The organism is uncultured Aquincola sp., from assembly GCF_964001545.1.
GTDB lineage: Bacteria > Pseudomonadota > Gammaproteobacteria > Burkholderiales > Burkholderiaceae_C > Aquincola.
Window position 1 is genome coordinate 1 of the sequence record NZ_CAXFDV010000654.1, and the last position, 14,415, is coordinate 14,415.

General features: G+C 73.1%; 13 protein-coding genes. 10 read left to right on the plus strand and 3 right to left on the minus strand.

All coding sequences use genetic code 11. From position 1 onward, the window contains the following. The coding region (locus ABNT58_RS22650; protein ID WP_348755665.1) for a GGDEF domain-containing protein at window positions 1–903 on the plus strand (903 nt) is incomplete at its 5' end. Between the two features lie 21 nt (window positions 904–924). On the opposite strand, the gene ABNT58_RS22655 is transcribed toward ABNT58_RS22650, so the two are convergent. After that, window positions 925–1,833: a LysR family transcriptional regulator gene (locus ABNT58_RS22655; RefSeq protein WP_348755666.1), complete on the minus strand. Its 909-nt coding sequence runs from the start codon at window positions 1,831–1,833 to the stop codon at window positions 925–927. A gap of 108 nt (window positions 1,834–1,941) precedes the next feature. Between ABNT58_RS22655 and ABNT58_RS22660 the strand changes: the two genes are divergently transcribed. The 3 genes from ABNT58_RS22660 to ABNT58_RS22670 all read left to right on the plus strand — a co-directional run bounded on the left by ABNT58_RS22660 (window position 1,942) and on the right by ABNT58_RS22670 (window position 5,282). Beyond that, window positions 1,942–2,715, plus strand: coding sequence for an SDR family oxidoreductase (locus ABNT58_RS22660; protein WP_348755667.1), 774 nt, complete (start codon window positions 1,942–1,944; stop codon window positions 2,713–2,715). Window positions 2,716–3,057: 342 nt separating this feature from the next. Next, window positions 3,058–4,458 carry a LysM peptidoglycan-binding domain-containing protein gene (locus ABNT58_RS22665; RefSeq protein WP_348755668.1) on the plus strand — a complete coding sequence of 467 codons (1,401 nt, stop codon included), beginning with the start codon at window positions 3,058–3,060 and terminating at the stop codon, window positions 4,456–4,458. A 29-nt stretch (window positions 4,459–4,487) separates the two neighbouring features. Further along, window positions 4,488–5,282 carry a hypothetical protein gene (locus ABNT58_RS22670; protein WP_348755669.1) on the plus strand — a complete coding sequence of 265 codons (795 nt, stop codon included), beginning with the start codon at window positions 4,488–4,490 and terminating at the stop codon, window positions 5,280–5,282. A gap of 21 nt (window positions 5,283–5,303) precedes the next feature. Here ABNT58_RS22670 and ABNT58_RS22675 read toward each other — a convergent pair whose 3' ends face one another. Further along, window positions 5,304–5,711 carry a VOC family protein gene (locus ABNT58_RS22675; RefSeq protein ID WP_348755670.1) on the minus strand — a complete coding sequence of 136 codons (408 nt, stop codon included), beginning with the start codon at window positions 5,709–5,711 and terminating at the stop codon, window positions 5,304–5,306. Window positions 5,712–5,865: 154 nt separating this feature from the next. Between ABNT58_RS22675 and ABNT58_RS22680 the strand changes: the two genes are divergently transcribed. From ABNT58_RS22680 to ABNT58_RS22700, 5 genes are all read left to right on the plus strand, one after another. Continuing rightward, window positions 5,866–6,285, plus strand: a complete 420-nt coding sequence (locus tag ABNT58_RS22680; protein ID WP_348755671.1) for a hypothetical protein — start codon at window positions 5,866–5,868, stop codon at window positions 6,283–6,285. Window positions 6,286–6,410: 125 nt separating this feature from the next. Then, complete coding sequence (locus tag ABNT58_RS22685; protein WP_348755672.1) at window positions 6,411–7,622, plus strand: EAL domain-containing protein; 1,212 nt, start codon at window positions 6,411–6,413, stop codon at window positions 7,620–7,622. Between the two features lie 72 nt (window positions 7,623–7,694). Further along, entirely contained in the window at window positions 7,695–10,454 is a 2,760-nt protein-coding gene (locus tag ABNT58_RS22690) for an NACHT domain-containing protein (RefSeq protein ID WP_348755673.1), read from the plus strand. A gap of 101 nt (window positions 10,455–10,555) precedes the next feature. Further along, the gene (locus ABNT58_RS22695; RefSeq protein WP_348755674.1) at window positions 10,556–11,320 is read left to right on the plus strand and encodes a PEP-CTERM sorting domain-containing protein; all 765 of its coding nucleotides are present in this window, start codon (window positions 10,556–10,558) and stop codon (window positions 11,318–11,320) included. 61 nt (window positions 11,321–11,381) lie between these two features. Next, window positions 11,382–13,190, plus strand: a complete 1,809-nt coding sequence (locus ABNT58_RS22700) for a methyl-accepting chemotaxis protein (protein WP_348755675.1) — start codon at window positions 11,382–11,384, stop codon at window positions 13,188–13,190. Here ABNT58_RS22700 and ABNT58_RS22705 read toward each other — a convergent pair. After that, window positions 13,187–14,128 (minus strand): LysR family transcriptional regulator, encoded by a 942-nt coding sequence (locus tag ABNT58_RS22705; protein WP_348755676.1) that lies wholly within the window; start codon window positions 14,126–14,128, stop codon window positions 13,187–13,189. The two genes, ABNT58_RS22700 and ABNT58_RS22705, sit on opposite strands and share 4 nt — an antisense overlap. Before the next feature lie 84 nt (window positions 14,129–14,212). Between ABNT58_RS22705 and ABNT58_RS22710 the strand changes: the two genes are divergently transcribed. Next, the coding region (locus ABNT58_RS22710) for an AMP-binding protein (protein ID WP_348755677.1) at window positions 14,213–14,415 on the plus strand (203 nt) is incomplete at its 3' end.

Consider the following 14,415-nt stretch of genomic DNA (forward strand, 5'->3'; position numbering starts at 1 on the left):
CTCACGTTGCAGGCAGTGCATGACGAAGCGGGCGAGGACGGCGGCGTGGCCGCCGCCATCGCGCTGCTGAACCTGGCCGAGATGGACCTGCAGGACGTGCAGCCCGCGGCTGCGCTGCAGCGCCTGCAAGCCGCCCATGCGCTGCTGGCGCCCACGGGCGACGCGGCCTACCTGCAAAGCTGCTGCCGCCTGCTGTGCGACGTGCACGAGGCGCTGGGCGACCATGCCGCGGCCCTGCACTGGCACAAGCAGTTCCATGCGCACTATGCGCAGCTGGCGTCCGACCGGGCGCAGATGCACGCCCGCGCGCTGGAGGTGAAGTACGAGACCGGCCGCGCCCAGGCCGAGGCCACCTTCAACCGCCTGCGCGCCGAGCGTTTCGAACGTGCCTCGCTGGAAGACGGCCTGACCGGCATCGCCAACCGGCGCGCCTTTGATGCGGCCCTGGCCGACCTGCACCAGGGCCTGGCGCAGGGCCGCTGCTTCGCGCTGGCGCTGATCGACGTGGACCATTTCAAGGACATCAACGACCGGCATTCGCACCAGGTGGGCGACGAGGTGCTGCGCCGCGTGGGCCGGCTGCTGAGCGCCAGCTGCCGCGAGATGGACCTGGCCGCCCGCTATGGCGGCGAAGAATTCGGCCTGCTGCTGCCGGGTGTCAGCCCGGCCACCGCGCTCGGTGTGTGCGAGCGGGTGCGCGCCGCGGTGGAACGCGAGGACTGGCACCGCTTGTCGCCCGGTCTGCAGGTGCGTGTCAGCGTGGGTTGCGTGACCGCCGCAGCGGGCCAGGCGAACCAGAGCCTGACCGCGCTGCTGGCCCAGGTGGACCAGCGCCTGTACGCGGCCAAGCAGGGTGGTCGCAACCGGGTGGTGGCCGACGCGCCGCTGCCGCCGCACAGCTGAGCACCGGCTTCGCACCGGCCTTCAAGGCACCTGTTCTGCCAGGGCGGGCCCCACCACCTGCGCCAGCCACTGCAGCGCCGCCTGCACCCGTGGTGGCAGGTGGCGGCGCGGCGCGTACAGCAGCGACACGGGCATGGGCGGTGCGGTGTGCTGCGGCAGCACCGGCACCAGCCGGCCGGCCTGCACCAGCGCACGGCTGCCGTGCACCGGCACCTGGATCAGCCCGAGGCCGGCCAGGCAGGCGGCCTGGTAGGCATCGGTGCCATTGACCACCACGCTGGCGCGCATGGGCAGCAGCCGCGGCTCGCCGCCTTCCAGGTAGTCCCAGCTGGCGCCTTGCAGGCTCAGGCGCGCCGCGTAGTGCACCACGCGGTGCTGCGCCAGGTCGGCCAGGCGCCGGGGCGTGCCATGGCGGCGCAGGTAGTCGGGGCTGGCAAGGTTCCACATCGCCAGCTGGCCCAGCGGGCGCGCCACCAGGTCGATGTCGCCCAGCGTGCCCACGCGCAGCACGCAGTCGAAGCCTTCGCGCACCAGGTCCACCCGACGGTCGGTGGTGCTGATGGCCACTTCCAGCAGCGGATGCGCGGCCATGAACTCGGGCAGCCGCGGGATCACCAGGTCGCGCGCCATCGTGCCCGACAGGTCGATGCGCAGGCGACCGCGCAGGCCGCTGGCCGCGGGCTGGAACATCGCCTGCAGCTGCTCGGCATCGGCCAGCAGTTCCTGGCAGCGTTCGAGGAACTGCTCACCATCGGGCGTGAGCTTGACGTGCCGGGTGCTGCGCTCCAGCAGCCGGCTGCCCACGCTGGCTTCCAGCTGCTGCACCGCGGCGGAGATGCGGCCTTTGGCCAGGCCCAGCTGCTCGGCCGCGCGGGTGAAGCTGGCCAGTTCCGCGACGCGGGCAAAGATGCGGAGTTCGTCGAGCTGCATGGTGGCCATTGTGCGCTGCGGGTGAACACTGTGGCAAATTTATGGCGCTTTATCCGCGCTGGGTGAACACCTAAAGTGCCTTCACCAACACCTCTTCAGGAGTTCCCCATGAGCAGCACGACCCCCACCCCCCGCATCGCCCTCATCACCGGCGCCAGCCGCGGCCTGGGCCGCCACACGGCGCTGGCCCTGGCCGAGCAGGGCGTGGACCTGATCCTCACCTACCAGCGCAACCAGGCCGAAGCGCAGGCCGTGGTGCAACAGGTGCAGGCGCTGGGCCGGCGCGCCGTGGCGCTGCCGCTCGATCTGGCCGACAGTGCCAGTTTCGCGGCCTTTGCAGCGCAGGTGAAACAGGCGCTGACCGAGACCTGGCAGCGGCCGCAGTTCGACTTCCTGGTCAACAACGCCGGCATCGGCCTGCACGCCAGTTTTGCGGACACCACCGAAGAGCAGTTCGACCTGCTGGCCCGCATCCACCTCAAGGGCCCGTTCTTCCTCACGCAGGCGCTGCTGCCGCTGCTGGCTGATGGAGGGCGCATCGTCAACACCTCCAGCGGGCTGGCGCGCTTCAGCTTCCCGGGCTATGCGGCGTATGCGGTGATGAAGGGCGGGGTGGAGGTGCTCACCCGCTACCTGGCCAAGGAACTGGGGCCGCGGGGCATCCGCGTCAACACGGTGGCGCCCGGCGCCATCGAGACCGACTTCGGCGGCGGCGTGGTGCGCGACAACAAGGCCATGAACCAGCAGATCGCCAGCGTCACCGCGCTGGGCCGCGTGGGCCTGCCCGACGACGTGGGCGGCGCGGTGGCCGCGCTGCTGGCGGAGGGCAGCGGCTGGATCACCGGCCAGCGGGTGGAAGTGTCGGGCGGCATGATGCTGTGACGCCCCGGGGCCACGTGGCTTGACAGGTGTGTCGATGGCCGCGGAGTTCGAGCAGCTCAAGCAGCAGCGCGTGGCCTGCGACACCGCCCGGGCGCCGGCCGAGGTGGTGCTGCCGGCCCGCGCGCTGGGCGTGGCCGCCGCCGTGCGACTGACGCACCGGATGGTGCGCCAGGTGGGCGGCGTCCCGAGTCCGCCGACGAGGCGGCGCGCCACATCGCACGCTGGCGGTGTTCCGCACCGCGGGCTGAAGCGCCGACCTGTGGCGCACCCCAGTGCGGCGCACCCCAGCTGGCGCCGCCAGGCGCCGGCAGTTGCAATGAGCGGCATCCTTCGGAGACCCTCATGCAACTGCAGCCCTACCGCGTGCAGCGCGGCGACACGCTGACCGACATCGCCCGCCAGCACGGCGTGAGCGCCGAGGCGCTGATGCGCGCCAATGGCATGGACCCTTCGCAGGCCGATGGCCATGCTGGCCCGGCCGACGGCGGCGGCCGCGACCCCGACCTGCTGCACATCGGCGAGCTGCTGCGCGTGCCGGTGGTGCTGCGGCAGCTGCCCGGCGCCCATGCGTCGGCCGGCGCCGCAGCCACGGGCACCACGGCCGCCGCAGCGGGCCGTGCGCGGCTGGACCTGCGTCACTTCACCGACCCCGGCCTGGGCTCGCGCGCCGGTGCAGCCATCGTCATCGGCAATGCTGAAGGCACGCGCCTGCCCGATGGCGGCCGCACCGATGCCTATGGTGGCCACCGCGACCCCGGCAATGCGGCGCGCAACCAGGGCTCGTTCTCGTACCAGCATGCGGCCGCCAGCCCGGCCGATGCCGACCGGCGCCAGCTGCAGACCCTGCAGCGCCAGCTGCCGGCCTATGAAGCCGCGGCCCGCCAGGCCGGCCTGGACCCGGCCCACCCGCGGCTGGCCAGTGCCTACCTCGACCTGTACAACCAGTCGCCTTCGGCGGCGCGGCGCTTCCTGGGCCAGCTCGACAGCCTGCGCGGCCAGCCGCTGGATGCGCACCACCTGACGCAGCTGCGCTTTCACAGCTTCGTCGATGCGTCCACCGGCCAGCGCTTTCAGCTGCCCGGCGGCGGCCGCGCGGGCAGCGGTTATGCCAACGTGGCGCAGCAGCAGCTGGGCCACCGGCCCAGCGAGCGCGAGCTGCAGGCCGTGCTGCTGGCCGACCAGCAGCGCCGCACCCAGTCGATCGAGACCGCGCTGGGCCGCCAGGGGCTGTTGAGCGGCACGGCCGCCAACACACAGGCACCCGCACCCGCACCGGCCACGGCCCCCGCGACCGGCGTGCCGCGCCACCTGGCCATCGCGCAGGGCGAGCTGGGTGTGCATGAAATCCGCGGCCCGCGCGACGAAGCCCGGGTGCTGCAGTACCACCAGGCCACCAGCCTGCGCGCGCGCAACGACGAAACCTCGTGGTGCTCGTCCTTCGTGAACTGGACGATGCAGCAGGCCGGCGTGCGCGGCACCGGCAGCGCCGCGGCACGCAGCTGGCTGCAGTGGGGCAGGGCGGTGCCCCAGGACGCGCAGCATGTGCGGCCGGGCGACGTCATCGTGTTCCCGCGCGGCAACAACCCGGCGCAGGGCCATGTGGCCATCGTCTCCGAGGTGCTGGACAACGGCCGCGTGCGCGTGATCGGCGGCAACCAGTCGATGCGCGGCCAGGGCCACGATGGCGTGACCTATGCCGACCGCACGCTGGCCTCCGCGCTGGGCGTGCGCCGGGCGCCTTGAAGCGCTCGCGCTGCGGCTAACCTTGGCGGATGAAGTCCCTGTTCGTTCGACCGTTTGTCATGCTGCTGGCCAGTGCCGCCGGCCTGGCCGCGATGGCGGCGCCCGAAGCGCCGCTGCCACGGCAGCTGGTGTGCACGCCCGATGCGCAGCACCGCTACCGCCTCAGCCACGATGCTGCCGGCCAGCCGCTGCAACTGAGCGTGGCCTTGCATGCCGGCACGCGCGAGTGCGACTTCAGCAGCGCCGGCACCGCACGTCCGCAGCCCGACGGCAGCTGGCGCTTCGACTGGCAGGACGAGACGCTGGGCCAGCGCCAGCGGGTGGACGTGCGGCGCAGTGGCGAAGGCGGTTATGCCCTGGCCTTCACCCCCGCGGCCTGCGGCGCGCTGCAGCTGCCGGCCACGGTCACGCTGGCGCCCGGCGGCGCCGGCTGCAGCAGCTCGGTGGACCGCGATGTGGCCTTCGACCTCTTCTGGCAGCAGCTGCGGGGCGCCGTGGCACGCGGTGATGGCGCGGCGCTGCAGCAGCTGTCGCTGCCGCAGCTCGAGTTCGTGGAAGGCCCGGACACCGTGAAGGCGCCGGCCAGCGTGATGCGCCAGGCCGCCCGCTGCCTGCCCGGCGTGCCCGCCACCACGCGGCAGATGACGCTGCGCGATCTGCTGGCGCCCGAGCCGCCACCGCGGCTGGACCAGCCGCCCGTCTCCCGCCGCGGCAACACACGCATCGACCTGGCCGGTGCGATGAGCCTGACCTGGACCGCCCAGGGCTGGCGCATCGACGGCTTCAACACCAGCCCGGACGTGTTCCGCCAATGCAAGGGCTGACGGTCGCGGGCTGAAGCGCCTTCAGCCCTGCGCGGGCGGCGTGCCGAACATGGCCACCAGCTCCCACACATGGCCGTCCAGGTCTTCGAACGAGTGGCCGTACATGAAGCCGTGGTCCTGCGGCGGCCGCGGCGCCTGACCGCCGGCAGCCAGCGCCTTGGCCACCAGCGTGTCCACCTGCTCGCGGCTGTCGCAGGACAGGCACACCAGCACCTCGGTGGTCTGCCGGGCATCGGCAATCGCCTTGTCGGTGAAGGTCTTGAAGAAGTCTTCCACCAGCAGCATGGCATGCAGGTGCTCGCCCAGCACCAGGCAGGCGCCCCGCTCGTTGCTGAACTGCGGGTTGAACTGGTAGCCCAGCGACTCGAAGAACGCGCGTGAGCGCTGCATGTTCTTGATGGGCAGGTTGACGAAGATCTGCTGGTGCATGGCTGACTCCTCCTTGGGTCCACCAGCATGCCTCACCCGGCGCCGTTCGGCGACGGGGCTCGTGCGGAGCCGCCGCCCGACTTGTCTAGACAAGTGGGTCGCCTGCTGCGGCCTGCTGATACGCCTCGATACCAGTCGACCTGACACCTGGTGGGTGGCGGCCACCTCGCACGGCGACGTGGTGCAGCGCATGGGCCGCACCAGCGTGCGACTGCGTGACCTGGGCCCGGCCAAGACGCCCAGCGACAACTGCCTGGGCGGCAGCGTGACCACCCGCACGCGGGCGCCTTTCAGCCATGTGGTCAGCGCCGCGGTGCACCACCTGGACCAGCAGCTGCGCACCGGCGCCCAGGCGCTGACCCAGGCCGCTGACGATGCCCACCGCTGGATGGCCATGGGCTACACCGACACCGGCGCGGCCGCGCAGTACAGCTTCAACTTCGCGTTGGCGGCGCTGCAGCGCTTCGACAGCTTGGCGCTGGCGGCGGTGGCCGATGGCCGGCTCACGCCCACCGCGGCCGACGTGCTGCTGAGCCAGTCCAGCACCATCGCCCGGCAACTGGTGCTTGAGTAGCCGGGCCCGGCGCCGATAAGCAGGGTGGCCGGCAGCTATCCCCCTGTTGGCTGCGCGTGGTGCGGGGGGGTGAACGGGCGCAGTGGATGTCGGCAGCGGAGGTCTGGGGGTCGCAGGTAGGTTGTGTGGGAGAGGCGCCGCCCGCGCTCGATGCGCTGCGGCTGGCTTCGGCCTTCCAGCCCATCCTCAGCCTCAGCCATGGCCGTGTCGTCGGCTGGGAAGCGCTGCTGCGCGCCGAGCGCCTGGCCGACCGCCAGCCGCTGCCGCCGGCCGCCTTGTTCGCCAGCCAGCGTTCGCCGGGCCAGCGGGCGGCGCTGGACCTGCGCGGGCTGCACGCCCACCTGCGGCACTTTGCGCAGACGCCAGCCGCCGCGCCGGGGCAGTGGCTGTTCGTCAACCTCGACCCGGCTTCGCTGCAGCGCGGCGTCGCGCCCGTCCTGCAGGCCATCGCCGCTTCCGGCCTGCCGCCCGAGCGGCTGGTCATCGAGGTGCTGGAGTCGCCGCTGGGCCTGGACGACGCGCTGCGCCAGGGCGTGCAGGCGCTGCGTGAGGCCGGCTGCCTGATCGCGCTGGACGACTTCGGGGCCGGCCATTCCAACTTCGAGCGCGTGTTCGAGCTGCGGCCACACATCGTCAAGCTCGACCGCCATGTGCTGCTGCGCGCCAAGCACGGCACCGGGCCGATGCGCATCGTGGCGCAGATGGTGGCCCTGCTGCACGAATGCGGCGCGCTGGTGCTGATGGAAGGCATCGAGACGCTGCAGGGCGCCCATGTGGCGCTGGACTGCGACGTCGACCTGGTGCAGGGTTACTTCTTCGGCCGCCCGGGGCCCGAAGCCGGCCCCCACCCGGCGCCGCTGGACCGGCTGGCACAGGCCTGGCGCAGCTTCGACCCGGCGCTGATGAAGGAGCCTGCCGACATCGGCCGCCGCCTGGCCCCGCACCGCGCGGCCTTGTCGCAGGCCTGTGGCGACCTGGCCCAGGGCCGGCCGCTGGCCGAAGCCGGCGCCGCGTTTCTGGCATTGGCGGAGGCATCGGTGTGCTACCTGCTCGACCATGAAGGCCGGCAGGTCGGCGAAGCCGCCTTCCGCCAGGGGCATTCGATGCACTCCATGGGCGACGCACCGCAGTTCGCGCCGCTGTTCGACTGCAGCCGCGCCAACTGGTCGCGGCGCGCCTACTTCCGGCGCGCCCTGCGCCAGCCCGGCGTGGTGCAGGTCACCCGGCCCTACCTCACGCTGCAGGGCGGCCGCATGTGCCGCACGCTGTCGGTGGCGTTTGAACGGGCCGGCAGCCTGCAGGTGCTGTGCGCCGACCTGGAAGTGGCCGACGGCTGAACAGCGCGCGTCCGGTCTACAGTCGCGGCATCCCATGCCAACGCCCGCGCCCAGCCGGGCCCAGGAGCCGCGATGGTCGACCACGTGCAGTGCGACACGCCCGACGTGCAGGCGCCGCCGCGCTGGCAGCTGCGCCTGCTGGGCGGTTTCGAGTTGCAGCACCCGGCCGCCGAGGCACCGCTGCGGCTGCCCGGCCGCGCCGCGATGGCGCTGCTGGCCCGGCTGGCGCTGTGGCCGCAGCAGCAGCACCCGCGCGAGGTGCTGGTCGAGCTGCTGTGGCCCGGCGTGGCCCAGGCCGTGGCGCGCAACCGGCTGCGGCAGGCGCTGTCCACCGTCAAGTCGGCGCTGGAATCGGCCGGCCTGCGGCCCGCCCTGCAGGCCGACCGGCTGGGCGTGCGGCTGCAGCCCGGCGTGGTGGCCTGCGACGTGCAGGAGTTCGAGCGCGCGCTGCACGAAGGCGACGCCATCGCCGCCCGGGCGCTGTACCGCGGCGAGCTGCTGCCGGGTTTCTACGACGACTGGATCGGCGACGAGCGGGCGCGCCTGGCCGCGCTGCATGAGCGGCTGGAGGCCCGGCCGCAGGCCCCCCGGCCGGCGCCCGAGGCGCAGCTGCTGCCGCATTACCTGACGCCGGCCTTCGGCCTGGCCGAACCGGCGGCCCGCCTGGCCCGCCGGCTGGCCGCCGGGGCGCGCCTGGTCACGCTGCAAGGCCCGGGCGGCAGCGGCAAGACGCGCCTGGCGGTGGAGTTCGCGCGCGGCCAAGGCGCCAGCCCGCCGTTCGACCTGGTGGCCTTCGCGCCGCTGGCCTCCTGCGGCAATGCGCCGCAGCTGGTGGACACCGTGGCCGCCGCGCTGGGCGCGCCGGCCGGATCGGGCGGCTCGCCGGCCGCCGTCACCGCCTTGCTGCAAGGCCGCCGGGTGCTGCTGGTGCTGGACAACTTCGAGCAGCTGCCCGAGGCGGCCACGGCCGTGGTGCAGGACTGGCTGGCGGCGCTGCCGGGCCTGGTGCTGCTGGTCACCAGCCGGCGCCCGCTGGGCTTGGCGGGCGAACAGCTGCTGCCGCTGGAGCCGCTGCCGCTGCCCGAAGCCGGCGCCGACCTGGCCGCGCTGGCGCGCAACCCCGCGGTGGCGCTGCTGCTCGACCGGGCGCAGGCGGTGCGCCCGGGCTTTCGGCTGCGCGCGGGCGACGAGCCGGCGGTGCTGGCCCTGCTGCAGCAGCTGGAAGGCATGCCGCTGGCGCTGGAACTGGCGGCGCCGCGGCTGCGCAGCCTGTCGCTGGCCGAGCTGGCCGGCCTGCTGGCCGCGCCGCCGCTGCAGCCGGCCGGCCAGGCGCCGCGGCTGGCGCTGCTGGCCCGTGCCGGTACCGCCGCGGCCACACCCTTCGGCCCGGCCGCCCGGCACGCATCGATGCGGGCGGTGATCGACTGGAGCTGGCGGCAGCTCACGCCGCAGCAACAGCGGCTGGCCGGCGCGCTGGCGGTGTTCCACGGCGGCGCCACGCTGGCGGCGCTGGGCGAGGTGGAGGGCAGCGGCCCTGCCGCCGTGGCCCTGCCGCTGGACGAGCTGCATGCCCAATCGCTGGTGCACACCCGCGCCGGCGGGGCCGACGGCGCCCGGCGCGACGAGGGCCCGCTGCGCTTTCAGCTCTATGAGCCGGTGCGCGAATTCGTCGCCGCCCAGCAGGACGAAGCCACGCTGCGCGGCTGGCGCGCGCGCCACCGGGCCTGCCTGGCCGCCTGGGCCGCGGCGCTGCCGCCCACGCCCTGGCTGCCCGCGCTGCGGCAGGAACTGCCCAACCTGGACGCGGCGCTCACCAGCGCGGTGGCCGACGGCGCGCCGGCCGAAGCCATCACGCTGCTGCTGCCGCTGCGCCGCGTGCTGGAAGACGTGGAACTGCCTACCCATGCGCTGGCGCAGGCCGAGGCGGCGGTGGCCGCCTGCGCCGATCCGCTGCTGCGCGCGCGCGGCTGCTCGCTGCTGGGGCCGCTGCTGTTCGTCGCCGGCCGTCGCGATGCGGCGCTGGCCCATGCGCAGGCCGGCCTGGACCAGCTGCCGGCCGCAGCTCCGCCCGCGCTGCGGGCCCGTGCCCTGCATGCGCTGGCGCGGGTGCTGTGGCGCAGCCGGCGCGATGGCAACGCCGCTTTGCCGCTGATCGACCAGGCCGAAGCCTGCCTGCCGCGCGGCGCCGACGACGAACTGGCGGCCAGCCTGCTGGCGCTGCGGGCCTTCGTGTTCAACGCCCACTTCCGGCGCCGCGACGAGGCGCTGGCGCTGCACCGCCGCGCCTTGGCGGCCTGGCAGGCGCTGGGGCAGGAACATGCGGTCAACAGCGGGCGCTACAACCTGGCCGTCATCGCGCAGTCGGCCGGCCGCCATGCCGAGGCGCTGCAGGCCCTGCTGCCGGTGCTGGACAGCGCCGCCGCCCAGCAGGACTGGCGGCGGCTGAGCCAGTCGCTCAACGTCTACGGCAATGCCTTGAGCGAGCTGCGCCGCTGGCCCGAGGCGGTCACCGCCTTCCGCGAATGCCTGCGCGTGGCCTGGCGCAACGTGGCTTCGCACGACCTGGCCTATGGCCTGTGGAACCTGCCGCGCGCGCTGGCCCACACCCGCCAGCCGCAGGCGGCGCTGCGCCTGGCCGCCTTTGCCGCCGATTACTGGCAGACGCACTTCGGCGCCCTGGGCCCGGGCGACGACTTCGACCTGCGCCGCGTGCGCCGGCTGGCCGCGGTGCAGTTGGGCGGCATGGCGGCCGCGCAGGCCCTGTACGACCAGGGGCGGCAGCTGCCGCTGGCCGAGGCCGTCGGCCTCGCGCTGGGCCGCAGCGCCGCCTGAAGGCAGCCCGCGCCCCGCGGACGCGGGACCCGCCGCTAACGGTGGGCAAACGGTGGCTGCGCACCATGGACCCCCACCCACAACCACCCGAGGAGCGCGCCATGACCCCCCACACCCTGCCAGCCGTCCGCCTGCCGGCCCGCCAGCTGCTGGCCCTGGCCGCCACCGCGGCGCTGGCCCTGCCGGCCCATGCCCTCACCGCGGCCGAGGACATCGAGCTGTCCTACAGCATCACCGGCCTGGGCCTGCCCGACGGCTACGCCGGCACCATCTACGGCATCGGCATCTTCAACGGCTATGAGTTCAACAGCGGCGCCAGCTGGCCGGCGCAGGTGGCCGCCAGCGGCGGCACCATCACCGACGTGTTCCGCAAGTCCAGCAGCAACCGGCCGCTGGCGGCGCTGATGGTCGGCCTGATCGACGACCTGCCCGGCGACGGCAGCGCCGGCCAGACGCACCTGGTGCTGATGCTCAACACCGCTGCCGCCCAGGCGGCCCGCGGCATCGCCTGGGGCACCAGCTTTCCGACGGTGCTGGAAGACAGCCTGATCGCCGACGTGCGCACCGCCTTCACCACCACCCGCGGCGAGCAGACGCCCGAAGCCACCTGGGACGCCGCCCTCGACCGCGTCTCCAGCTTCGTCGATGGTCACCAGAACCTGTGGTTTGCGCTGGCCGCCAGCCAGCCCGGCACCACCGTCACCAGCCAGTTCGCGGTGATGGCCTGGTCCGACGGCCAGCAGATCGGCACCGGCGTGGCCAGCGTCACTCAGGCGGTGCCCGAGCCCGGCACCTGGGCGCTGATGCTGGGCGGCATGGCGGCAATGGGCGGCTGGCTGCGGCGCCGCCATCAATCCGGCGGGTGAGTGGCCGATAACGGGAGCAGCCGGCTTCTGTTCACGCCGGATCATTGATGACCTCCCACCCATGACCTTCTTCAAGAACCTCACCATCGGCAAGCGCCTGGGCTTTGGCTTCGGCGTGGTGCTGGCTGCGCTGCTGCTCGTGGCCGGCATCGGCCTGAGCCACATGCTCAAGCTGCGTGACTCGATCGTGCTGTTGAACGACAACCTCCACGTCAAGACCCAGAGCGCCCAGAGCCTGGCCTATCTGGTGGTGGATTCGGCCCGCGTGGCACGCAACCTGATCCTGCTGCAGTCGGCCGACAAGCAGGCGCCCAACAAGGCGACGCTGGACGCCAACCGCGACAAGGCCCAGAAGCTGCTGGCCGACCTGCAGCGCCTGGCCTTCACGGCAGACGGCAAGGCGGCGGTGGAGAAGGCCGCGGCGCTGAACCAGCAGTACTTCGACTTCACCTACGACGTGGCCAAGCTGGCCCAGGCCCAGCAGCCCGCCGAGGCGTCGGCGCTGCTGTACGGCCCGCGTTATGCGGTGCAGGGCGAGTACCTCAAGGCCCTGGCCGACCAGGTCAAGCTGTTCGAAGGCCAGATGGCCGAGGCTTCGGAAGATGCCAAGGCCGACACCCAGCGCTCGCTGCTGATGGTGGGCCTGGCCTCGGTGCTGGCCGTGGCCGTGGGCGGCCTGCTGGCGCTCTACCTCACCCGCTCCATCACCCACCCGATGGCCGCCGCGGTGCGCGCCGCCGATGCGGTGCGCGACGGCGACCTGACCAGCCCCATCCCCGAAGGCCAGGCCGACGAGGTCGGCCAGCTGCTGAGCGCGCTGCGCGGCATGCAGCAGCGGCTGGCGCAGGTGGTCTCGGGCGTGCGGCAGAACGCCGAGAGCGTGGCCACCGCCAGTGCGCAGATCGCCCAGGGCAACCAGGACCTGAGCATGCGTACCGAGCAGCAGGCCAGCGCCCTGCAGGAAACCGCGGCCACGATGGACCAGCTGGGCGCCACGGTGCGCAACAACGCCGACAGCGCCCGCCAGGCCAACGAGCTGACGCAAGGCGCCTCGGCGGTGGCCGAGCAGGGCGGCCAGGTGGTGAGCCAGGTGGTGGCCACCATGCAGGAGATCAGCGAAAGCAGCCGCAAGATCGGCGACATCATCGGCGTGATCGATGGCATCGCCTTCCAGACCAACATCCTGGCGCTGAACGCGGCGGTGGAAGCCGCGCGGGCCGGCGAGCAGGGCCGCGGCTTTGCCGTGGTGGCCGGCGAAGTGCGCAGCCTGGCGCAGCGCAGCGCCGAGGCCGCGCGCGAGATCAAGGGCCTGATCGGCCGCAGCGTCGAGCAGGTGGAAAAGGGCACGGCGCTGGTGGGCCAGGCCGGCACCACCATGGGCGAGATCGTGGACTCGGTCAAGCAGGTGACCCACATCGTGGCCGAGATCACCTCGGCCAGCGATGAGCAGGCCAACGGCGTCAAGCAGGTGGGCGAAGCGGTCAGCCGCATGGACCAGGGCACGCAGCAGAACGCTGCGCTGGTGGAACAAAGCGCCGCCGCGGCCGAAAGCCTGAAGACGCAGGCCGGTCAGCTGGTCAACGCCGTGGCGGTGTTCCAGGTGGGCGGGCGCGATGCGCCGACGGCCAGCCGGACGGCCCCGCTTGCCCCCGTGGCCCCGGTGTCGGTGGCCGCGCCGCGCCCCAGCGCCCCTGTGGCCGCCAAGCCGCGCGCTGCGGCACCGGCGCGTGCGCGTACCGCAGCACCCGCCGTGCGCCCGGTCGCCCGCCCCACGCCGAGCCCGGCCGCCGCCGCGCCGCGGCCCGTGGCCAAGGCGCCGGCCCCGGCCCCGGTGGCCGTGGCCAGCGACGACGACTGGAGCACCTTCTAAGCAGCCCCCTGGCCCGGCGGCGCAGCGCCGGCCAGGATCTCCACCAGCCGCTGCCCCAACGGTGGCAGCGCGCTGCCGGCCCGCGTCACGATGCCGATCTGGCGCCGGAAACGCGCCTCGGCCATCGGCAGTGCCGCCAGGCCCTGGCCGGCAGGCCCCGACAGCATCGCCGCGCTCATCAGCGACACCAGGTCGCTGTGGCGCACCAGGTCCAGCAACTGGGCCGCGGTGTTGTTCACTTCCACCACCACCTGGGGCGGCGGCAGCCCCGCTTCGGCCAGACGGCCTTCCACCGCACGGCGGGCGGCCACGGCCAGCCCGGGCAGCATCCACTGCGCCTGCGCCAGGGCCTTGAGCCGCAGGCGCCGGCGGGCCAGCAGCGGGTGGCCTTCACGCACCACCAGGCACAGGTCGTCGGTCATCAAGGGCAGGGCGCGCAAGTCGTCGGGCAGCTCGGCCGGCAGCGCGTTGATGCTGAGGTCGATGTCGCCACGGCGCAGCGCCGTCAGCAGCGCGTCGTTCAGGTGGATGAGCACCGACACGCGGGCGGCCGGCCTTTCCTGGTTCAGGCGCACGCAGGCCGGCACGAACAACTGGTTGGCATACAGCGGCGACACGCCCACATGCAGCGTGCCCAGCTCGCCCAGGTGCAGGTCGGCCGCTTCCTTGATGGCTTCGCCCAGGCTGCCGCGCAAGGTGGCCAACCGCTCGAAAAAGCGCGCCGAAGCGGCGGTGAGTTCCATGCCGCGCCGGCTGCGGTGGAACAGCGGAAAGCCCAGCTCCGCCTCCAGCCGCTGGATGCCCTTGGTGAGCGCGGGTTGCGAGACCGCCAGCTCCACCGCCGCGCGCCGCACCGTGCGGTGGCGTGCCACCGCCAGGAAGTAGTCGAGGTCGTCCAGCCGCAGCGCCATGGCCATGCCTTTGTGGGGTGATTCCACTGCATTATCAAAGCGGCCTGTTTGATTATCCAAACCGGGTTCATCGCTTCCTAGACTGGGGTCACCCTGTGGGAGACAAGCGAAATGAACTTCGGCATCTACCTCGCGCGCAGTGCGCGCTTCTGGCCCGAGCGGCCGGCCGTGTTGTTCGGCAGCCAGGTGCTGACCTACCGCGCGCTGGAAGCACGTTCCAACCAGCTGGCCCATGCGCTGCGGGCGCAAGGCCTGCAGCGTGGCGACCGGGTGGCCATCGTCTCGCCCAACCGGCCCGAGATCGTGGAAATGGA